At 45.6% G+C, this 21,401-nt stretch carries 17 protein-coding genes; 12 read left to right on the top strand and 5 right to left on the bottom strand.

Annotated features, from left to right (window positions below):
• Positions 1-22: 22 nt before the first annotated feature.
• The 4 genes from tolR to ruvB are packed head-to-tail and all read right to left on the bottom strand — an operon-like array spanning position 23 to position 2,607.
• Positions 23-448, bottom strand: a complete 426-nt coding sequence (gene tolR, locus Q394_RS0112455) for a protein TolR (protein WP_028489568.1) — start codon at positions 446-448, stop codon at positions 23-25.
• Positions 445-1,131 carry a protein TolQ gene (gene tolQ / locus Q394_RS0112460; protein ID WP_028489569.1) on the bottom strand — a complete coding sequence of 229 codons (687 nt, stop codon included), beginning with the start codon at positions 1,129-1,131 and terminating at the stop codon, positions 445-447. Before tolQ ends, tolR begins: the two co-directional genes overlap by 4 nt.
• Positions 1,128-1,556: a tol-pal system-associated acyl-CoA thioesterase gene (gene ybgC / locus Q394_RS0112465; RefSeq protein ID WP_028489570.1), complete on the bottom strand. Its 429-nt coding sequence runs from the start codon at positions 1,554-1,556 to the stop codon at positions 1,128-1,130. The genes tolQ and ybgC overlap by 4 nt, the downstream gene beginning before the upstream one ends.
• Entirely contained in the window at positions 1,540-2,607 is a 1,068-nt protein-coding gene (ruvB, locus tag Q394_RS0112470; RefSeq protein ID WP_028489571.1) for a Holliday junction branch migration DNA helicase RuvB, read from the bottom strand. Before ruvB ends, ybgC begins: the two co-directional genes overlap by 17 nt.
• A 1,059-nt stretch (positions 2,608-3,666) precedes the next feature.
• Here ruvB and wecA point away from each other — a divergent pair.
• From wecA to Q394_RS0112530, 12 genes are all read left to right on the top strand, one after another.
• Complete coding sequence (gene wecA, locus Q394_RS20220; RefSeq protein ID WP_084260459.1) at positions 3,667-4,779, top strand: UDP-N-acetylglucosamine--undecaprenyl-phosphate N-acetylglucosaminephosphotransferase; 1,113 nt, start codon at positions 3,667-3,669, stop codon at positions 4,777-4,779.
• Positions 4,780-4,808: 29 nt separating this feature from the next.
• Positions 4,809-5,933, top strand: a complete 1,125-nt coding sequence (locus tag Q394_RS0112480) for a DegT/DnrJ/EryC1/StrS family aminotransferase (protein ID WP_028489572.1) — start codon at positions 4,809-4,811, stop codon at positions 5,931-5,933.
• Positions 5,934-6,000: 67 nt separating this feature from the next.
• The gene (locus Q394_RS0112485; RefSeq protein ID WP_028489573.1) at positions 6,001-7,470 is read left to right on the top strand and encodes an oligosaccharide flippase family protein; all 1,470 of its coding nucleotides are present in this window, start codon (positions 6,001-6,003) and stop codon (positions 7,468-7,470) included.
• Positions 7,471-7,506: 36 nt separating this feature from the next.
• Positions 7,507-8,655: a glycosyltransferase family 4 protein gene (locus tag Q394_RS0112490; protein ID WP_028489574.1), complete on the top strand. Its 1,149-nt coding sequence runs from the start codon at positions 7,507-7,509 to the stop codon at positions 8,653-8,655.
• Positions 8,656-8,670: 15 nt separating this feature from the next.
• On the top strand, positions 8,671-9,948 hold the full coding sequence (locus Q394_RS0112495; RefSeq protein ID WP_028489575.1) for a hypothetical protein: 1,278 nt from the start codon (positions 8,671-8,673) through the stop codon (positions 9,946-9,948).
• Entirely contained in the window at positions 9,902-10,387 is a 486-nt protein-coding gene (gene pssD, locus Q394_RS0112500; RefSeq protein WP_028489576.1) for a PssD/Cps14F family polysaccharide biosynthesis glycosyltransferase, read from the top strand. The genes Q394_RS0112495 and pssD overlap by 47 nt, the downstream gene beginning before the upstream one ends.
• A complete protein-coding gene (gene pssE, locus Q394_RS20225) occupies positions 10,359-10,850 on the top strand; it encodes a PssE/Cps14G family polysaccharide biosynthesis glycosyltransferase (protein ID WP_051543400.1) in 492 nt (163 codons plus the stop codon). Before pssD ends, pssE begins: the two co-directional genes overlap by 29 nt.
• Positions 10,843-11,652, top strand: coding sequence for a glycosyltransferase family 2 protein (locus Q394_RS20230; RefSeq protein WP_051543401.1), 810 nt, complete (start codon positions 10,843-10,845; stop codon positions 11,650-11,652). The genes pssE and Q394_RS20230 overlap by 8 nt, the downstream gene beginning before the upstream one ends.
• Positions 11,653-11,665: 13 nt before the next feature.
• Positions 11,666-12,814 carry a GDP-mannose 4,6-dehydratase gene (gene gmd / locus Q394_RS0112515; protein WP_028489577.1) on the top strand — a complete coding sequence of 383 codons (1,149 nt, stop codon included), beginning with the start codon at positions 11,666-11,668 and terminating at the stop codon, positions 12,812-12,814.
• A gap of 5 nt (positions 12,815-12,819) precedes the next feature.
• Positions 12,820-13,788, top strand: a complete 969-nt coding sequence (gene fcl / locus Q394_RS0112520; protein WP_028489578.1) for a GDP-L-fucose synthase — start codon at positions 12,820-12,822, stop codon at positions 13,786-13,788.
• A gap of 19 nt (positions 13,789-13,807) precedes the next feature.
• Entirely contained in the window at positions 13,808-15,244 is a 1,437-nt protein-coding gene (locus Q394_RS0112525; protein ID WP_028489579.1) for a mannose-1-phosphate guanylyltransferase/mannose-6-phosphate isomerase, read from the top strand.
• Between the two features lie 123 nt (positions 15,245-15,367).
• The gene (locus Q394_RS0112530; protein ID WP_028489580.1) at positions 15,368-17,626 is read left to right on the top strand and encodes a GumC family protein; all 2,259 of its coding nucleotides are present in this window, start codon (positions 15,368-15,370) and stop codon (positions 17,624-17,626) included.
• A 20-nt stretch (positions 17,627-17,646) separates the two neighbouring features.
• On the opposite strand, the gene hrpA is transcribed toward Q394_RS0112530, so the two are convergent.
• Complete coding sequence (hrpA, locus tag Q394_RS20235; RefSeq protein WP_245606789.1) at positions 17,647-21,387, bottom strand: ATP-dependent RNA helicase HrpA; 3,741 nt, start codon at positions 21,385-21,387, stop codon at positions 17,647-17,649.
• Positions 21,388-21,401 lie beyond the last annotated feature (14 nt).

The following is a 21,401-nucleotide window of genomic DNA, read 5'->3' on the forward strand; positions in this document are numbered from 1 at the left end:
TGTTTAGCCCTTCATCAGATCATTACTGTTGGTCAGGTGGCGCTGGGTCAGCCATCAGACCGATTTTTTTGGCACCTGCTTTTTGTACCGCAACCATTGCGTTCATTAGGTGGCGGTACTCTACCGTGCTGTCGGCTTTGACATAGACCGGGCGTTCGGCTTTGGCATCCAGTTGGCTGGTTATGTAGGTGGTTACGCTGTCGGCTGGTACTTCTGAGCCGTCGTCCAAAAACAGTTTACCCGTAGCATCCACCGAAATGGTGAGTGGCTCTTGCTGGTTATTAGCATCCAGCGGTTCGGCTTGTGCATCGGGTGCGTCGACCTTTACCCCAGTTTGCATGATGGGGGCTGTGACCATGAAAATGACCAGCAATACCAGCATTACGTCTATATAAGGAACTACGTTCATTTCTGCCATGATTTTACGGCGGCGACGTGGGGCGCTCATGCAGGTTTCCTTTGGGTGCTGGCATGGCGTTCCAGTAATGCGGTGAATTCTTCGCGGAAGTTGTCGTAACTCACTACCAAACGGTCAATTTTGTCACTGAAACGGTTGTAGGCGATCACCGCCGGAATCGCGGCAAACAGGCCGATGGCTGTGGCAATCAGGGCTTCGGCAATGCCGGGCGCGACGACGCCGAGGGTGGCTTGTTGCATTTGTCCGAGTGAAATGAATGAGTTCATGATCCCCCACACGGTTCCAAACAAGCCAACATAGGGGCTGGTGGAGCCGACGGTCGCTAAAAATGCCAGATTTCTTTCCAGATCGTCTACCTCTTTAGAGGCTGCAACCCGCATCGAGCGTTGCACAGAATCGGTGACGGAAAGTCGCGAGTTTGGGTCTATGTTGAGCGCTCGTTTGTATTCGTGGAAGCCATCATAAAAAATACGCTCTAAGCCGCGCCGATTCACTTTCTGAGACAGGTCTTCGTACAGGGAGTTCAATGACACTCCACTCCAGAAGCGTTCTTCAAATTTGGTGACACTGCTTTGTGTGCTGCTGATGGTGCTGGACTTGACCATGATGAGTGTCCAGGAGAGTAAGGATGCGATAATAAGTAAAGCCATGACGATTTTTACGACGAGGCTGGCATCCATAATCAATTTTAGGATGGAAAGATCTGTTGTCACTGAAGGAGTTCCCTTATCTGTATTGGAATAGTTTTTGCCCGAAATGTGCCCATAGCTACACAGACTACTTTGACGCTAGCTGTTGTCAATAGTTCAGGTGAATTATTCACGCTGTCACGCCAGATACTTTGTTTGAAAACCATGCTCGCTCGCCCGATGTCGCTAATATTCGCGGTTATGGTTAGGGCATCATTGAAACGAGCGGGCTTGCGGTACTGAATATCGAGGCTACCGACCACAAATACGATGCCCAATTCTTGTGCTAATGTGTCTTGCTCAAAGCCAAGTGTGCGTAGCCATTCGGTGCGGGTGCGCTCCATAAATTTTAGGTAATTGGCGTGATATACCACTCCCCCTGCATCGGTGTCTTCGTAATACACCCGTATCGGTAGTGTAAAGGCGTGGGGTTCATTCAAATAGGTCAAGGCTTGTACCCTCCTGATTAGTGCTGTCATCTGGTGGGTTGAGGCGTGCCGGAATATTTAGCCCAAAGTGTTGCCAAGCGCGGCGGGTAGCAACCCTGCCGCGTGGGGTGCGCATCAGAAAGCCTTGCTGAATTAGGAAGGGTTCGAGTACATCTTCAATCGTACCTCGCTCTTCGCCAATGGCGGCAGCTAGGCTATCGACTCCAACAGGACCGCCGTCAAATTTTTCCATAACAGCCAGCAGTAAGCGCCTGTCCATGTGGTCGAAGCCTTGGTGGTCGACGTTGAGCATGTTGAGGGCTTTGTCAGCCATATCACGATCAATTAGGCCATTGCCTTTTACTTGCACGTAATCACGCACCCGTCGCAGTAAGCGGTTAGCAATACGTGGTGTGCCACGTGAACGCCGGGCGATTTCTCGTGCACCATCTGCATCAATGGTCGCACCAATAATGGTTGAAGCACGCTGTACGATGTAGGCAAGATCGTCGACATTGTAAAACTCTAGACGCTGAACAATACCGAAACGATCTCGCAATGGTGAAGTCAGTAATCCGGCACGAGTGGTTGCTCCAATAAGTGTGAAGGGTGGGAGATCAAGCTTGATGGAACGTGCCGCTGGGCCATCGCCTATCATGATGTCGAGTTGGAAATCTTCCATAGCAGGGTAGAGGATTTCTTCTACTACAGGGCTAAGTCGGTGGATTTCGTCTATAAAGAGTACATCGTGTGGTTCTAGATTGGTTAGTAGTGCTGCGAGGTCTCCCGCTTTTTCGAGTACTGGCCCTGATGTCTGGCGAAGATTAGCGCCCATTTCCTGAGCGATAATGTGTGAAAGCGTTGTTTTACCTAGCCCCGGAGGGCCAAAAATCAGGACGTGATCGAGTGCATCTCCTCGGTGTCGAGCAGCATGAATGAAAATCTCCATCTGCTCGCGTACGATAGGTTGGCCTATGTAATCTTGCAGGCGGCGAGGGCGTATATGCTCATCCGCATAAGTTTCTTCGTGTCGAGTATGCGGTGAAAGAAGGTGAGGTGTTTGCTTTTCCATGAGATCAGTATTTTATGTGTCCATTCAGTGAGTGCATTTTAACGACTTTAACTCAGGCCATGCTAGCGCTTGCTATAGATTTCCAGTCTTCCCAAACTATGCCTCATAGATATGACGGACTTATGAGCTTATGAGTCGATCATGGCATCTTAATAAGCTTTTGCAATGACTCGATGTGATTCTCATCATGATGGTTGATGTTGGAGATGCTGTCTTTTAGTGAAATTGGAGTCTCCGTCATAAATTTGATGAATTCGATGTTGTGAGTGGCGTTTCGGTGTCAACGGGGTATTTCAGATTGGTATCGTTCTCTGCTTTTGGAGGAAATTTCGCTCATAACTGTCATGCCTATGAGACTTTCTTGTGCCAGGTTTCTGTTAGGTGGCTGTTTTCTGCACACAATATATCTAATTTAATGATAAAAAGATCATTCTTTTATTTACGATCAAAAAAATGCATGAAAAACATGAAAAATAAACAAAAATCGTTGAAAAACGAACTATAGTTTGCCACTAAGGCATTAAGATTATTTATTTTTATATGATTTCCTTATGATAAAATACGTTTTTTTTTATGAATAAAATTTTGTATGAAAAATACCGCATACATTTATAAATAAATCTTAATACGATTTTTTGATGAAAAATGTTCTTTCAGTGATAGGTGGCGTTGCTATATTTCTATAAAACACTATACTATGTTTATACATCGATTAAATGATGTGTTTTTATGAAAGGGCAAAAGCTTCATAAATTATTTTTATTTGGCATGGTCGAAATCTTGGCGCGAACAAGTGAGTTTGGATAGAATTATTTAATGAGGCCTGTTGGCTTGCTGTGAACTTCATCTGTCTGATTTGCTTGTGATATTTTGGTGTTAGCATGTGCGAATACTTTCTCCCTTCTTTTGGTTGGGGTGTGGGGTTCATGCGCATATTCCGAAGCTGGTTTCACTGGTTCTCGCGTATTGGTAGATCATAGTAGGAATATTTTTCGTCTGATATTGCTGTGCTTGGGGTGACTCAAGGGGCGGTAGCGTCTTGGTGATTGATTTTCTCAGATGCCATCAGTAATGGTAAATTATGGACGCTTTTGTGAACAGGAGGTTCCGGTGAGTTTTGCGGGCATTTTTTTATTAGTATCTTTTATATCTGCTTTGTCGATTCTGCTCCTAACGCCGTTGGCGGAGAAGCTTGGTTTGGTCGACATTCCTAATGATCAGCGCAAGTTCCATCATGGGCGCATTCCGTTAATCGGTGGCGTGTCCATTTATGCTGGGCTGGTAATGGGCATTTCTCTGTTTATCGCACCCGATAACAGCTCGTTGACCTATTTGGCTTGTAGTAGCCTACTAGTTGCCTTGGGTATTGCAGATGATTCTAAGGATTTGTCTGCGGGGTTCCGGTTGTTGTTTCAGAGCCTTGTGGCAGGCTTAATGTGCTACGGAAGTGGGATGCATATCCAATTTCTAGGGGATATTTTAGGGTTTGGTAACGTTGATCTTGGTGCATATGGTTATGTTCTAACTGTTATGGCTGTCATTGCTGCTATCAATGCCTTTAACATGATCGATGGAATTGATGGTTTACTGGGGATTTCGTCTTTAGTCACCTTTGTGAGCATGGGCTTCCTATTCTATTTGAATCATGATGATACAGGTATGGTTTTGGCTCTGATCATCTCTGTCGCATTGATTCCTTACTTAGTAGCAAACTTAGGCTTATCAAGCGTTGTATTTAAGAAGATTTTCATGGGTGACACCGGGTCAATGTTGATTGGGTTTACTGTTGTCTGGTTGTTGATTCAGGGTACTCATGCTGAAGTTCTTCAGCCTGATGGATCGTATAAAACTGCATTTTCTCCATCAGCAGCATTGTGGCTCATCGCCTTCCCCTTGATGGATATGGTACGGGTTATTGTTGTGAGAGTGTTGCACGGTAAGTCGCCTCTTAAGGCTGATCGCACACACCTTCATCATCTATTCCAACAACAAGGTGATAGTAAGTTCATTGCACTTCTGAAAATCTGCACTTTGTCAGCATTTCTTGCGGTTGTTGGTATTGCAATGCATGTTAGCGGTGTAAGGGAAGCGATCATCTTCCTGCTTTTCCTGTTAGGCTTTGTTTTGTTCGCCTACAGGGTAAGCCGACTAAAAAAAGAAATTGTTCAGTAGTAGCTTATTCAGTATAGGGAATAATATAAATGACTCAATTACAACAGAATAATGGTTTTTTGCCGATTTCTAGGCCGACCATTACTAAAAAAGAAATCGAGTATGTGACGGCTGCCATTGCATCGGGATGGGTTTCCTCCCTTGGCGAGTACATCACCGCATTTGAAGAGAAGTTTGCCAAGTTTTGTGGCACAAAATACGCGCTAACGTGTAGCAATGGTACTACTTCATTGCACTTGGCATTAGTCACCATGGGTATTGAGGCCGGTGATGAAATCATCATGCCTGATTTGACCTTTATTGCGACGGCTAATGCTGCGAAATACATTGGAGCCGTTCCTGTCTTGGTGGATATTGACCCTGAGACATTGTGCATTGATCCTGCGGCTATCGAGGCTGCCATCACTGAAAAGACCAAGGCGATTATGCCTGTGCATCTTTATGGGCATCCGGCTAATATGCCCGCTATTATGGCTATTGCCGAAAAATACCAGTTACTGGTCATTGAGGATGCAGCAGAAGCTCATGGGGCTGAAATCAACGGCAAGAAAGTGGGCTCTTGGGGTCATTGTGGATCATTCAGTTTTTATGGTAATAAGGTCATCACTTCGGGTGAAGGTGGCATGATTACGACGGATGATGAAGCTTTATATACCCGTGCTAAGTACTTACGTGATCATGCGATGAGTCCTACTAAGCGTTATTGGCATACTGAGGTAGGTTTTAACTACCGTATGACCAATTTGCAAGCAGCATTGGGTTTGGCTCAGCTTGAACGTATTGAGGAAATTCTTGAGAAGAAGCAAAAAATCTTTTCTTGGTATCAAGCATCGTTAGATGGCTTATCAGGCATCTCATTGAATAGAACGGCACCTTGGGCGAAAAATGTTTACTGGATGGTGACCTTCGAAATTGCTGGTATTGATGAAGCTCAACGTGATGAATTCATAAAAAAATTGCGTGAATATGATATTGATAGTCGCCCTTATTTTTACCCCCTGTCTGAAATGGCTGACTATCCCAATACCAATACACCTGTGACCTATCAGATTTATAAAACGGGTATTAATTTACCATCTTACTTTGATATGGAGGAGCGTGACGTCGAAAGAGTATGCGCGGCTGTCAGAAAATGTATGGAAATGTTCCAATAAAAAGTTAGAATGTCTACATCAGGCTAAATAATTGGCCTGATGTCGCAAACCCCAGAGTTATTCAATAATGAAAAACATACAGAGGAACATTGCGTTCAGTGGTCTTGGCTATATTTTGCCACTTTTAGCATCACTGGCGACGATTCCATTAATGATCAAGTACATGGGTGAAGATACCTATGGTTTGTACATTATTTGCATCTCACTTATCGGTTTTATGACATTTGTTGATCTTGGTATTGGCCAATCTATTGTCAAATATGTTTCCCAATATGAGGCGACAGGTGAAAGTGTAAAAATTAAGCCGATTTTAGACATCGCGTTGATGATGTATGTTGTTTTGGGTGTTTCTATTGCAGCATTGGTTGCATTCTTTTCATTATCATTAGGTAAGTTGATTTATAATGATGATGCTTTAAAAACCGTCATGGCAGGCCACGCTTTATCTATTACTGCTTTGGCTTTTCTACTAAGTTATATTAATCAGTTTTTCTTGAATGTATTCAAAGCATATCACCGCTTCGATATTCCTGCGGTGATTCAGAATTCAGCTAATATTGCAGGAATAGTGTCAGCGACTATACTGTTATTGTTGGGTTATGATTTGCTCGTCATTTTGTGGGGATATGTCATTATTCAAGTGATTGCCTTGACGGCAGGTTATCATTTTTGCAAAAAAATATTACCACAAGGCGTCGGTCTGGGTTTGTCATTTAATAGTCACATCTTTGCAGAAATGTTGAGCTTTAGTATTTACACTTTTGTCAGTAATTTTCTCGGTGGTGTTGTTTCTAGACTTGATAAGTTCATCATCGGGGCAATCTTGGGTACAGAAGCGGTGACGTATTACCAGATCCCCTACACGATTGCGCAAATGGCCAATGGGATTATTCAAGTTCTTAGTCAAATTACATTTCCACGTTTCAGTGAGCTATCTAGCCTAAATGATACTGTTGGACGTCTTGCTTTATATAAATATTCAATGTTGCTGGTTTTCATTGCTAGTATGGGTATTAATGTGGCGTTGATTTCAGCAGGTGGGGCTTTCCTCGAATTATGGATTTCTCCTGAGTTTTCCCTCAAAAGTACCTTAACATTGCAGATCATTGCATTCTATTTCTTCTTCCAATCTAACACTGTAGTGGCTTATTGGGCTTTACAAGGTTCTGGCAATGCTAAGGTGACAGCTTTAAGTTCTTTCATGGGAACAGTCGCTTATCTGGTGGGGATTTATTTCCTGACGCAATATTATGGTTACAATGGCGCTGCGATGTCTTTGTTCTTACTATTGACGCCTATGCCGTATTTTTATCTATGGGTTGAGCGTAATGTTGGACACAAGTTTAGTGAATATTTGTTGCTGACTGGCTTGTTTGTTGTAAGCGGTCTACTTGTTATATTGACGTTATGGAAAATACACTCTTATCTCTCAAGTGATCTGTTAATTATTCTAGTGGATGGACTTGTCTTGACGGGTGTCGTTGGGGGGGCGTTGTTATACCTTTTTAGGGAAAAACTACGACTAAGATTTGGATAATCTGTTAACTATAAATAAAGATTTGGTTGTTTAGATATGAAGAAAAAGATAGGTATACTGACGTTTTATCCTATGCATGGTGGTGGGATTTTTCAATATATCCAGTCAATGGTTGATGCACTGGCTGCTGATAAAGGTAGTACTTACATCATATTTGCTGACGAAAATGATAATCGTTTTGATGGTTATGGCCTAGAGGTTAGGAAGTTAGTGCCGTCTAATCGATCTGGAATGAATCAAGTCATTATTTTTTCTCAACTTTTACTTGGGCTACGTCAGCCTTTCTTTCTTCGGAAGGATGAGTTAGATGCGTATGCTGATATTGATTTATTCATGTCACCCGCTACTTCAGTTTATCCTCATTTATTCCTGAAAAAACCGTTTGTTTTCACATTACATGATATGCAGGAAAAATATTACCCTCATGCATTTACGCGGACTGAACGATTTAAGCGAGAATTGCGTAATCGTGCACTCACAAAATCAGCTAAGGCTGTTATTTGTGAGTCAAACTATGTTAAACAAGATATTATGAATTTCGTAGGGGCTGATGGTAAAAAAATATCCATTATTCAGTCCCCACCACCTGATTTTTTACTTCGCTACGAAGCTAAACCTGAAAATTTTGCAGCGGTAAGGCTTAAGTATAACTTGCCAGAACGCTATGTTTTTTATCCTGCACAATGTTGGTTTCATAAAAATCACATTAAGTTGGTTGATGCTTTTAATACAATCGTCAATGAAACTGATGAGGATGTTTCCCTTATTTTATCGGGTTCACAGCAGGATAATTACCCGAAGTTGATGGCTAGAATAAAAGAGCTTGGACTTGAAAATCGTATTAAACATTTAGGCTATATTGATTATGAGGATATTCCTTATCTCTACAAAATGGCGCAGATGTTAGTGATGCCAACCTTGTTTGAAAGTGTGAGTATACCCATTTACGAGGCATTTGCTTTAGGTGTGCCAGTATGTTGCTCTAATGTTGTGGCTTTGCCGGAACAGGTGGGTGATGCTGCTTTGATTTTTAATCCAAATGATTCGGCGGATATGGCAGAAAAAATAGTGACCCTTTTACGCGATAAGCCATTGGCGACAGCGTTAGCAGCAAGAGGTAGGCAACGTGTCAGAAGCTTTGATCATAAAGAATATGCCACGAAAATTTTGAGTGTCATTAATTAGGTAAATGAACTGTTTATGCAGCACAACACTACATTACTGAAAATGCCGCAGACTAATGGCATAATCGCTTCGATGTATGATAAATGGCTAATGGTCATTTCATTAGCCATCGTTTCAGGTCTGTTTTTTCTGAGTGATGATCATCGCTTTGGTTTGGCATTCTTACGTGAAGCTATCATTGGGTTGTCATTGTTAGCAGTTGCCTATGTGTTGATGTTGAAAAAAGATCAACTGGACTCAGCGGATTGGTATTTTTTAGTGATGGTTGGGTTGCTGTTTATGCTACCACCCATCTTCGCATACTTGAATTTTCATCAGCCTTTACAGTATGGCTTCCTTGAGGAGCGGCGCACTTTACTTTATTTATTATACTTTCTGATCATGGCTACCATAGGTGGTCGGAAGGGATATGGAGATGGTGATCTAGAAGCAATATTGAAATATTTGTTCTATATTGCTTTGATTTGGTCTGTTGCGAATGCCTTTGCCTTGATTCCTCGTAATTCAGGTTTCTCGTTTTCAGTTCATGCAGAGCAGTTTACGGAAGGATTTGTAGCAACAGATGATCGTTTTGAAACCCGCTTTATGGAAGGAGGGTTTCTCATTACTTTGTATCCTTATTACTTGATAGCTCGTGGGTATTTTTTAAAAGCAGTAGTGCCAATTCTATTATTAGCTACGTATATGCTTTATATTAACCAAACACGTGGCTTTGGTTTGTTGATTGCTATAGTTTTTATTTGGATAACCATCCTTCGTCATCGAGTTAATAATTTTAATATTAGTGTATTGTTACTGATTCCAGTTGTTTTTGTATTAGGGTATTTTGCCTATTTTCTTTATGCACATGCTTTTGGTGATTCAGTCATTTTTTATGATTACCATAGAAATCGTGAGCTGCATGTTTTGTTAGGTGAAGCATTGCGTGATTTCTTTATGCCTCATGGTGCGTTATCACTTCAATTTAATGAAGGATTTCGCTCAGTATATGGCATCAATATCTATGTTTCTGATATAGGTCTGACAGGATTGATCTTTAAATATGGGATTCTATTTATCCCTTTGGCTTTTTTAATGATTATGACCGTATATCTTTTATTCTCTAAATATAAAAATGACTTTTCAATAATTTTAATGGCACTATTATTGGCTAATTTTATGGTAGCCCCTTTGGGGGATTTTTTGGGGCGCGGCACTGAGGGGTTTGCGTTGTTGATGGTATTAGTTAGATTACAAGGAGTAAACCATGAACATAAGTATATTGCTTGTGTACGGCGAGGGCGGGCATCATGATCAGGCAATGCGCCTAATGAAACAAATGCAGGCACTTGATCCTAAGATTGACTTCATCCATGTGACGGATACGGTCACTATGAAGGCCGATGGCATTGAAAAAATTTATACAGTGCCGCCCATTCGACATAAAAATGAGTCCTTCAATCCTCTTTCTTTTATGAATGCTTATTTCAAAGCAGTAATATTAACAGTAAAGTTGGTAAGGCAATATAAGCCTCGTGCTGTAATTGGTTTAGGCCCTGGTATTTGTATACCGGTTTTCATGACATGCAAAATTCTTAATGTGAAAAAGCGAATCTTTTTTGAAGATTGGTGCCGATTTACAAGTAAGAGCTTTTCAGGAAAAGCTTGTTTACCATTCAGTACTCGATTTTTTGTGCAGAATGAATCATTGAAGGAATTATACCGTGACGCTGAGTTTGCAGGACGCCTCTAAAAAACCTCGTATTCTGGTTATTACTGGAACTACTGGATTTGATTCTTTGGTGCGTAAAATTGATGAGAGTAGAGAGCTTGAAGCTACTTATGATATTACGTTGCAAACCGGTGAGGGATTTTATAAACCAAAAAATAAGCCCTCCTTCGATTTTGATAGAGGATTGAAGGATCATCTTGCTGAGTACGATTTTTTTATTACTCATGCAGGTGCTGGTACGATTTTTATGTTACTAGAGCAAAAAAAGCGTGTTTTGGTGGTTCCCAATACTGAACGTGCTGACAAACATCAGGCTGAACTTGCTCAGTACGTGAAGTCGCAGAATTTATGTGCAGTCTGTCAGAATGTACAAGGTATTGCTCAAGCGATTAATACTATTGATAGCAGTACAGAAAACTTACAACCTTATGAAAAAGTAGAATTTAATGCAGTGCAGGAAGTGCTGAGATATATTTATGAATAATAAGTTTTTCTTCGTAACAATTTGTTACAATAATTTATCAGGCTTGATGCGCACCGTTAATTCTTTATTAGCGCAGTCGTATCAGAACTGGGAGTGCATCATTGTTGATGGAAATTCACAAGATGGCACTCAGGCTTACCTTGAGCAGTTATCTCAAGAGCAGACAAAGATTCGTGTGATATCGGAGCGAGATAAGGGCATTTATGATGCCATGAACAAGGGGATTGCCCAAATCCCTGAGTGCGACTATTTCTGCTTTCTAAACTCAGGTGACTCCTTGTTTGCATCAGAAACACTGATGGAGCTAGATGCTAAAATTGAGACATTAACTGGTGATAAGCCTGCTATTATTTACGGCCATGCGTGTGAAGAATTTGCTGATAATCAGCAAATTATTAAACCAGCTAGCAGTACGATTAGTCTGGAAAAAGGTATGTTTTGTCACCATCAGTCCATGTTTTTTCATCATCGCTATACCCAGTTGCGTTATGATCTTGAATATAAACTCTCGGCAGATTATGACTATATCGTCAGGGCTGTCAAAATGCTGAACCAGCCATCTGATATGCAAATGTTAGATATGGTTCTTTCTCGCTTTGACATGACGGGTGTTTCCAATAGTCGGCGGATGTCGGGTATTAAGGAAGATTTCCATTTAAGGGTTAAGAATGAGCTTTGCTCGCCTGTGCCCTCGGCTTTATATGCTGCCCGTTCCATTGGTCTGATGAGTTTGAAACGTTTTTCATACCCGTTATATTTGCTGATGCGCAGCAAAACAACCTCTAACAATCAAGTTATCTAAATAAGGAATAATCATGAGCAAAACGGCTTTAATTACTGGTATCACTGGTCAAGACGGTGCTTACCTAGCTGAATTTTTGTTAAAAAAGGGCTATACGGTACACGGAATCAAGCGTCGGTCTTCATCGCTGAACACTGACCGTATCGACCATCTGTACCAAGATCCACATTCATCCGATGGTAAATTCGTGTTGCATTACGGCGACATGACCGACAGCATGAACCTGACCCGCATTATCGGCCAGGTGCAACCGGATGAGATCTACAACCTCGCAGCGATGAGCCACGTTCACGTCTCATTTGATATGCCTGAATACACCGCCAATGCGGATGGTATCGGCACGCTGCGTATTCTTGAAGCGGTACGTTTCCTGAATCTGACCAAAAAAACCCGTATTTATCAGGCATCCACGTCTGAATTGTATGGTTTGGTGCAAGAAGTACCACAAAAGGAAACCACCCCATTCTACCCGCGCTCACCTTACGCGGTTGCCAAGTTATACGCTTACTGGATCACCGTTAACTACCGCGAAGCCTATGGCATGTTTGCGTGTAACGGCATCCTGTTCAACCATGAGTCACCCTTACGTGGTGAAACTTTCGTAACCCGTAAAATTACCCGTGCGGCGTCCCGCATTGCGTTGGGTCTACAGAAAGATTTGCATTTGGGCAACCTGTCCGCGAAACGTGACTGGGGTCATGCACAAGACTACGTGGAAATGATGTGGTTGATTCTGCAAGCCGATGTACCGGAAGACTTTGCTATTGCAACTGGTGTCACCACAGAGGTGCGTGAATTTGTGCGCATGTCTTTTGCACGTGCAGGTATCAAAATTGACTTCCAGGGTGAAGGCGTTGATGAAAAAGGTGTCATTGCTGGTTTTGATCTGGCTGTTTATGACGCAGCCGTTGGCGGTACACCTGAGCAGCATGGATTAGAAGTAGGCCGTGAAGTGGTTTCTGTTGATCCACGTTATTTCCGTCCAACTGAAGTGGAATTGCTGATTGGCGATCCAACCAAGGCCAAGGAAAAATTGGGCTGGGTTCCTAAACATGATCTGAATTCACTGGTGAATGACATGATGGAATCTGACCTGAAGCTGATGCTGAAAGAAAAGCATCTGAAAGACCACGGTCACCGCATTATGTCTTATCACGAGTAATTCGCATGAAAAAAACCCGTATTTATGTCGCTGGCCATCGTGGGATGGTCGGCTCTGCCCTGATTCGTCAACTAGCACAACGTTCTGACGTTGAATTGGTCTTGCGTTCACGGGGGGAGTTGAACCTCAGCCGTCAACAGGAAGTTGAGCAATTTTTCCAGGCGGAAAATATTGATCAGGTGTATCTGGCTGCGGCAAAAGTCGGGGGGATTCATGCCAATAACACGTATCCGGCGGATTTCATTTATGAAAACTTGATGATTGAAAGCAATATCATTCATTCAGCTTGGCAAGCAGGTGTTCAACACCTGCTATTCCTTGGGTCATCCTGCATTTACCCCAAGTTTGCCAAGCAGCCAATGGCGGAGTCTGAATTGTTGCAAGGTGAGTTGGAAGCAACCAACGAACCTTATGCTATTGCCAAGATCGCCGGTATCAAATTATGTGAATCGTACAACCGTCAACATGGCACGCAATACCGCAGTGTCATGCCGACCAATTTGTACGGTTTCAATGATAATTTTCACCCAGAAAATTCTCATGTGATTCCTGCGTTGATGCGGCGTTTCCATGAGGCGAAACTGGCAAAAGACCCACAAGTGACAGTGTGGGGTTCTGGAACACCGCGTCGAGAGTTTTTGCATGTGGATGATATGGCCGCTGCCAGCATTCATGTGATGGAAATGGATAATGCAGCGTATGAAGCACTAGTGCCTCAGACATTGTCGCATATCAATGTAGGTACAGGGACGGATTGCAGCATTGCCCAGTTAGCCCAATTGATGGCTGAAGTGGTCGGTTTCCAAGGGAATATTGTCTTTGATGCCAGTAAACCAGATGGAACCCCACGCAAATTGCTGGATGTATCCCGTCTCAAAGGCTTGGGATGGCAACCCGAAGTTGCCTTACCCGCAGGGCTTAAGTCAACGTATGAATGGTTCGTAGATCACCAGAATGATTTCCGACAATCTTAATAGAAATGAAGGTGTAGTGATGGCAACTCCAATAACCCCCGTAATTTTGTCTGGTGGTTCTGGCTCACGTTTGTGGCCTGTTTCACGCAAATTGCGCCCTAAACAATTTTTGCCGCTGATTTCTGAAGACCGCACATTGTTTCAGTCGACACTGGAGCGTCTTGACGGCATTGTTAATAAACAGCCAGCGGTCATTGTGTGTAACGAAGAGCACCGTTTCATGGTGGCAGAACAGTTACAAGGCATTGATCAGGCTAATCAGGGCATCCTGCTGGAACCTGTCGGGCGCAATACCGCGCCAGCCGTTGCGGTAGCAGCACTGTCTTTGTTAGACAAAACCGGGCAAGATCCCGTGATGTTAGTGTTACCTGCTGACCATGTGATTACGGACGTGGCTGCGTTTCAGCAAGCTATTCAGCAAGCCTGTGCACTGGCAGAAGATGGCTATCTGGTGACTTTTGGTATTACACCGCTCACACCAGAAACTGGTTATGGCTATATTGAGCAAGGTGCCTCACTGGCTGGGTTTGAAAATGCCTGGCAGGTTGCGGCTTTTGCCGAAAAACCCAGTATTGAAACGGCTACTGCCTATTTGGCTGGTGGCAAGCATTTATGGAATTCTGGCATTTTCATGTTTAAGGCCAGTGCCTTTTTACGTGAACTTGAAACGTACAAGCCTGAAATACTGGCCGCCTGTAAGAAAACATTCACACAAGCACAGCATGACATGGACTTTATCCGATTGGACGCTGCGTCTTTCCAAGCATGTCCTTCTGATTCTATTGATTATGCGGTGATGGAACATACTCGCCATGCAGCCACCGTGCCGCTTAATGCGGGTTGGAATGACGTAGGTGCGTGGTCTGCGGTGTGGGAAGTCAGCGAGCGTGACGCGGCCAACAATGTGTTACGTGGCAATGTCATGACCCATGATGCCAGTAACAATTTGGTCTTTACTGAAGATCGCTTGGTGACATTGGTCGGGGTTGATGACCTGATTGTTATTGAAACCAAAGATGCCACCTTGGTTGCACACAAAAGCAAAGCTCAGGAAGTCAAACGTATCGTGACAGCTCTGGAAGCCGAGGGTCGTAGCGAAGCCATTATTCACCGTTTGGTCAATCGCCCATGGGGTTGTTATGACTCGGTGGACGCGGGTGAGCGTTTCCAAGTGAAGCGGATTACAGTCAAGCCCGGTGCAAAATTGTCCCTGCAAAAACACCATCACCGTGCTGAACACTGGATTGTGGTAAAGGGCACGGCCGAAGTGACATGTGATGACAAGACTTTCCTTTTAAGCGAAAACCAATCCACTTACATACCGTTGGGTAGCGTTCACCGATTGGCGAATCCGGGCAAGGTTCCGCTTGAATTGGTGGAAGTACAGTCAGGAAGTTATCTTGGGGAAGATGACATCGTTCGTTTGGAAGATCAGTATGGGCGGAATGAAGCTTAATAAAATTATCTTTCTGTTTTCAAGTACATAGTTTATTGCGTAATGTACTATTATTGATTGGGTTTTATAAGTTTATCTCAGCAACAAAAGATAGCCGGTAGCAGCGATGCTCAAGGAGCAGTGATGGAAAATTACTATACGAATCAGTCGAAAAACCTCGAAGTTAGAGCTCAGGGGAATACGCAGGTTGTTGAATATATTCCTGTGGAAGAAATAGCGTCTAAAGCACAGGTTGAGGAATTCGGCTTTGGTGAGTTGTGGCGTCGGCTCATGCAGCGTAAGTGGTTGTTACTAGGGGTTGCTTTCTCTACCTTTCTGGCGGCTATCATATTGACCATGACCTCTCCCAATGTTTATCGTGCGACCACAACGTTACAGGTTACGCCTGAAGATGGTCCTGCCTTGAATCTTGGGGATGGGGATGGTGCTGGTCGTGCGCCAATGAGTGAGCGAGAGTTTTATTTGACTCAAACAGAGTTGCTGCGTAGTGAGCGATTGACTAAAACGACCCTCGATAAGTTGGGCATTGCCTCCCGATTTGAGAGTGAAGATTCTGTCAAATCAAAAGCTTATGCTTGGCTTGAGTCTTTGAAGCGTAGCGTGACAGGTGATGCGCTTGTGGATGATAAGGCGCACATGGTTGAAGAGAACTTCACTCGTTTGCTTTCTATTTATCCAGTTGAAAATTCACAGATTTTCAAAATCAGCTATGACCATAGTGATCCAAAGCTTGCAGCGGATGTTGTGAATACATTAGCGGATAGCTATAAGCAGATGAGCTTCGATTTACGTAATGAACGAGTAGCTCATACCAAAGAAATTCTGACCGAAAAACTGGCAGCGGCAAAAAGTGAACTAGAGGTTTCAGAGAATAAGCTAGTCGCTTATGCTAAGAAGCAAGGCATTATTACCTTGGATGGAGATCGTTCTTCAGCCTCAGGTGTGATGGATGGCTTCAATGCGGCGTTGACGGAAGCAACCGGCGCAAGAATTGCTGCTGAGGCTGCTTTCAATCGCTCTAAGAATGTCGCCGGTGCTGACCGTGCTCTTGAGAACCCAGCGATTCAGGCATTGAAGGAAGAGTTGGCGCGTGCACAAGCGGAATACCGCGATAAGTCTCGCCTGTTCAAACCCGGCTTCCCAGAGATGCAGCAACTTCAGGGACGTATTAGCGAATTGGGTAGTGAAATTGCTAAAGAGTCCTCCAGCATTGATAGTACGGCTCGTGGTAAGTTGCAGGCTGAGTTTGAAGCTGCCAAGCAACGTGAAGCTGAGTTGAAAAGCGAGGTTAAAAGGCAGGAAGGTGTATTGATTGGACAGCGCGATAAGTCGCCCGAATATAATACTCTGCAACGTAAAGTAGAAGCTGAGCGCCGTAACTATGATGGATTGCTGACCCGTTTAGGTGAGGTTCGCCTTGCAGAAGATAGTGGTGCGAGCAATGTGGCCGTGGTGGATGTGGCTAGCGTACCTTCTAAGCCTTATGCTCCGAATATTCTATTGAACCTAGCAATGGGTGCTGCGATTGGTTTGTTGTTGGGACTGTTGGCCGCAATCATGGCAGAAATCATGGATGATCGTCTCAGAAGCATTGAAGATATGAAACGTGCATTAAGTTCTGTCCCTTTGTTAGGTGTGATTCCTTACATTTCTGGGCGGAATAACAAGAATGTACTCGCATTACGTGGTCAAGTTGGTAGCTCTTTTATGCTGGAGGCCTTCCGTTCCTTGCGCGAAAATATTCTTATGATGAAGTCATCACCTGATCATGGTTTAGCTTTGCTCATGAATGTGACTAGTCCTGCACCGAGTGAAGGTAAAACGACTACTGCTGTCAATTTGGCTACTGTTTTTGCTTATACAGGCAAAAGAGTATTGTTAATTGATTGCGATATGCGTCACCCTGAAGCTCATAATAAATTGGGATTGGAAAATCGTATTGGCGTTAGTGATTTCCTCTTAGGCCAACAGGAAGTCGGTGATTTAGTGCAGGAAACCACTGTACAAAATCTCTATGCTATTTCAGCCGGTTCTGCTGTACCTAACCCCACTGAATTACTGGCTGGTGAGCGTTTTACCGCCTTGTTGAGTGAATTAGGTGGTATGTTTGATCACATTATCATTGATGGCCCGCCAGTCATGGGCTTGGCAGATGCTTTGATCATTTCCAACCGTACTGGCAATACCGTCTTTGTCAGTGCTTATGGCCAAACCCGTAAACGTAGTATGAAAGATGCATTTGGGCGTTTGAGTCAAGCACAGTGCAATATCATTGGTACGGTATTGACCAAGATGAAGTCACCTGAGGTTTCCAACAAGTACTACGGTTATCCTAATCGCTACCCACGTAGTGGCCAGACGGCTATGGTGGCAACTCGGTAAGCAACATCGAATAATGCTGGTTACGGGCAAGCCTGTTTCCAGCATTCATCCAGCCGCTTGGCCGATACCGGCTTTGCGGTTCCCAGCTCCTGCGCAAATAGCGATACCCGGAATTCTTCCAGCATCCAGCGATACTCGCTCGAATTCCCTTCGACTACGCTCAGGGAACGCCGGTTGCTGAGCGCAGCCGAAGCAGCTTTCCACTGATCCCAGTACGGTTGCACTTGTACCCGTAATGCCCTGTCTTTGGTCGGATTCTCCGCCAATTTTTGCAATCGCCTTTGAATACCTTTGAGGTAACGCGGGAAATGCCGTAACTCCTCGGGTGATACTGCGTCCAGAAAACCCACATACACCAAATGATTCAATTGATCACTGATGTCATTCAGGGCTTCCAGCCAGCTTGGTTGCATTTTACCTTTCAGTTGCTTGCGCAGTTCGTGGTACAGCGCAAGGATGGGAGCGAGTAGCCGGGCTGTTTCCTGCGTTTGTGGGAAAATTTGGCGACGGCCTTCACCCAAGGCATGTTCAAAACTATCTTGTTTACGGATATTCAGGTAGTCCGCAAAGACTTGGCGGAAAACGTAACGGGTAATGCTTTCCTTCAATTCATCGCATTTGCCAGTGGCGGCGTAGTGCAGGCACAAGGTCTGCATGTGCGGCACGTATTTGGGTACATCTTTCACTTCACCCGGCAAAGTGAGCAGGAATAGGCGCAAGACGCCTTGCCAGTGTGCTTGAGTGGCGTCGGCCTCATTATCAAACAGGCGGATGGTGACGCTGTTGTTGGCATCGACCAAGGCAGGCCAAGTGCGTAATTTTGTTCCGCCTGCTTCCAGCCAATAAAGTTCGGGCAAATCGCCGAAATCCCACGCGGTGATGCCAACCCGTTCGATGGACTGCACGGGTTTGGATGCCAGTTCCTGACGGGTTTGCTGGCGAACCTTACCTCGCAGGGTTTCTAAATCACGCCCGCTGCGGATGACTTTGCCGGTTTCATCCGCCACTTCAAAGCGCATTTGTAAATGGTTGGGCAATGCCACGTCTACCCAAGCTTCGGGGGGAATCTGGCTGCCGGTCATGCGCAGCAAGTGTTTTTCGACAGCAGCTTGCAAGGGAACGGTGTCGCTGGGCTGGATAGATTCGAGGCAGGCTCGTGCATAATCGGGTGCGGGCACAAACTGTTTACGTATGGGCTTGGGAAGGGCGCGAATTAATGCAGTGATTTTTTCTTCGAGCATTCCCGGCACTAAATACTCGAAGCGTATCACGGCAAGTTGGTTCAAGCCGAGCAAGGGTACGCGCACGGTGACGCCATCATCTTCGGCCTTGGGGTCAAAGTGATAACGGAGCGGCAGAATCATGCCTTGTACGGACAGGGTATCGGGGTATTGCCCGCTCTTTTCATGCCCGGCTTCGCGCTGCATCAGGTAATCGCGGCTGAGGTGCAGTAACTGACTGTCTTTTTGCTCGGCTTTTTTGCGCCAGCGCTCGAAGGTAGGCCCGTTGACGACATGGGCGGGAATGCGTTGCTCATAAAATTCGTACAGCCGGTGCTCATCGGCGAGGATGTCGCGGCGGCGGCCTTTGGCTTCCAGCGTTTCGATGTCGGCGATCAGTTCGGCGTTGTACTGGAAGAAGGGGGCAGGGGTGCGGTATTCACCGTAGACCAGTGCGTGGCGGATGAAAATTTCACGGCAAACTTCCGGGTCAATGCGCCCATAGTTGACCTTGCGGCGCGGGGTAATGGTTATGCCGTACAGCGAGGTGCGTTCAAACGCGGCTACTTGCGCCTGCTTTTGTTCCCAGTGTGGCTCGGTGTAATGGTGGCGTAACAGGTGAGCGGCGAGTTTTTCGATCCATTCTGGCTGGATTTTGGCGATGGTGCGCCCGAATAGGCGTGAGGTTTCCACCAACTCGGCAGCCATGACCCATTGCGGGGGCTTTTTACGCAAGCTGGAGGCGGGGAATAAGTGGAATTTACGTCCGCCCGCGCCCATGTACTCGCGGTCTTCATCCTTCATGCCGATATTACCGAGTAAGCCGGTCAGCAGGCTGAGGTGGATGGCGTCGTAGCTGGCTTCGGTCTCGTTTTCCTTGCAACCCATTTCGGCGAGCATTTGATGGAGTTGTTGGTGAATGTCATGCCATTCGCGCAGGCGCATAAATGAGAGGAATTCTTTCTTGCACAATTCGCGGAACTTGCGTTGGGTCAAGTGCTTACGTTGTTCGTGGTAGTAATCCCAGAGTTTCAGGAAGCCGAGGAAATCGGAGTGCTCGTCCTTGAAACGGCTGTGTTTTTCGTCGGAGGCTTGTTGTTTATCTAAAGGGCGTTCACGCGGGTCTTGCAATGTCAGGGCGCTGACGATGATTAGTGCTTCGCGTAATGCACCGTTTTCCTGCGCTGCCAGTAACATGCGCCCGTAGCGTGGGTCGAGTGGCAGTTTGGCGAGTTGGTGTCCGCTGGGGGTGACGTTGTAATCGGCATCCACTGCGCCGATTTCAAACAGCAGTTTATAACCGTCGCGGATCAGCCGGGTATCGGGTGGTTCGACGAACGGGAAATTTTCCACATCCGCTGTCCACATGGTGGCAAGTTGCAGGATGACGGCGGCGAGGTTGGTGCGCAGGATTTCCGGCTCGGTAAACACCGGACGTTTGTTGAAATCGTCTTCGCTGTAGAGGCGGATGGTGATGCCGTTGCTGACCCGTCCGCAGCGCCCGGAACGCTGGTTGGCAGAGGCTTGCGAGACTTTTTCAATCGGCAAGCGTTGCACACCCGCGCGCCAGGAATAGCGTGAGATGCGAGCGTAACCACTGTCCACCACGTATTTGATGCCGGGCACGGTGAGGGAGGTTTCCGCGACGTTGGTGGAAAGCACGATGCGGCGGCGTCCGTGTGGCTCGAAAATACGGTGCTGTTCCTCATTGGAGAGGCGGGCATACAGCGGCAGAATTTTGGTGGCGGGTGGGTGATGCTTACGCAAGGCTTCGGCGGTTTCGCGGATTTCGCGTTCGCCCGGCAGGAATATCAGGATGTCGCCGGGGGCTTCGCGCCCCAGCTCATCCACCGCATCCAGAATGGCTTGGGTTTGGTCACGCTCGAATTCTTCTTCGGCATCCACATCCACCAAGGGGCGGTAGCGGATGTCTACTGGGTAGGTGCGCCCGGATACATTAATAATAGGTGCATTATCAAAGTGTTGTGAAAAGCGTTCCGGGTCGATGGTGGCCGAGGTGATGATTACCTTCAGGTCGCGGCGTTTGGGAAGCAGCCATTTCAGGTAGCCGAGCAGGAAGTCGATGTTGAGGCTGCGTTCGTGCGCTTCATCAATGATCAGGGTGTCGTATTGTTTGAGGTAACGGTCTTGCTGGATTTCTGCCAGCAGGATGCCATCCGTCATCAGTTTCACGTAACTGTCGGGTGAACAGCGGTCGTGGAAACGGACTTTGTAACCGACCTGTTGCCCTAGTTGCACTTTGAGCTCTTCGGCAATGCGGGCGGCGACGCTACGTGCGGCAATCCGGCGCGGTTGGGTGTGACCGATGAAGCCGTTGACCCCGCGTTCCAGTTCCAGGCACATTTTGGGGATTTGGGTGGTTTTGCCGGAGCCGGTTTCGCCGCAAATGATGACGACTTGATGTGCTGCAATGGCCTTGATGATTTCGGCACGCCGCACCGCTACCGGAAGTTCTTCCGGGTATTCGGGCTTGGGGAGGTTTTGCAGGCGCAGGGCGCGTTTTTGAATAAGGTTGCTCACAATCAGGTAGGAAT

This window comes from Thiothrix lacustris DSM 21227 (assembly GCF_000621325.1).
Lineage (GTDB): Bacteria > Pseudomonadota > Gammaproteobacteria > Thiotrichales > Thiotrichaceae > Thiothrix > Thiothrix lacustris.

Excerpts from the sequence above, each read along its gene's own strand:
- pssD (WP_028489576.1), top strand. The coding sequence starts at position 9,902 with ATGAACATAAGTATATTGCTTGTGTACGGCGAGGGCGGGCATCATGAT.
- wecA (WP_084260459.1), top strand. The coding sequence starts at position 3,667 with ATGCCATCAGTAATGGTAAATTATGGACGCTTTTGTGAACAGGAGGTT.
- Q394_RS0112490 (WP_028489574.1), top strand. The coding sequence starts at position 7,507 with ATGAAGAAAAAGATAGGTATACTGACGTTTTATCCTATGCATGGTGGT.
- Q394_RS0112530 (WP_028489580.1), top strand. The coding sequence starts at position 15,368 with ATGGAAAATTACTATACGAATCAGTCGAAAAACCTCGAAGTTAGAGCT.
- ruvB (WP_028489571.1), bottom strand. The coding sequence starts at position 2,607 with ATGGAAAAGCAAACACCTCACCTTCTTTCACCGCATACTCGACACGAA.
- tolR (WP_028489568.1), bottom strand. The coding sequence starts at position 448 with ATGAGCGCCCCACGTCGCCGCCGTAAAATCATGGCAGAAATGAACGTA.
- gmd (WP_028489577.1), top strand. The coding sequence starts at position 11,666 with ATGAGCAAAACGGCTTTAATTACTGGTATCACTGGTCAAGACGGTGCT.
- Q394_RS0112480 (WP_028489572.1), top strand. The coding sequence starts at position 4,809 with ATGACTCAATTACAACAGAATAATGGTTTTTTGCCGATTTCTAGGCCG.
- Q394_RS0112485 (WP_028489573.1), top strand. The coding sequence starts at position 6,001 with ATGAAAAACATACAGAGGAACATTGCGTTCAGTGGTCTTGGCTATATT.
- Q394_RS20230 (WP_051543401.1), top strand. The coding sequence starts at position 10,843 with ATGAATAATAAGTTTTTCTTCGTAACAATTTGTTACAATAATTTATCA.
- fcl (WP_028489578.1), top strand. The coding sequence starts at position 12,820 with ATGAAAAAAACCCGTATTTATGTCGCTGGCCATCGTGGGATGGTCGGC.
- Q394_RS0112525 (WP_028489579.1), top strand. The coding sequence starts at position 13,808 with ATGGCAACTCCAATAACCCCCGTAATTTTGTCTGGTGGTTCTGGCTCA.
- Q394_RS0112495 (WP_028489575.1), top strand. The coding sequence starts at position 8,671 with ATGCAGCACAACACTACATTACTGAAAATGCCGCAGACTAATGGCATA.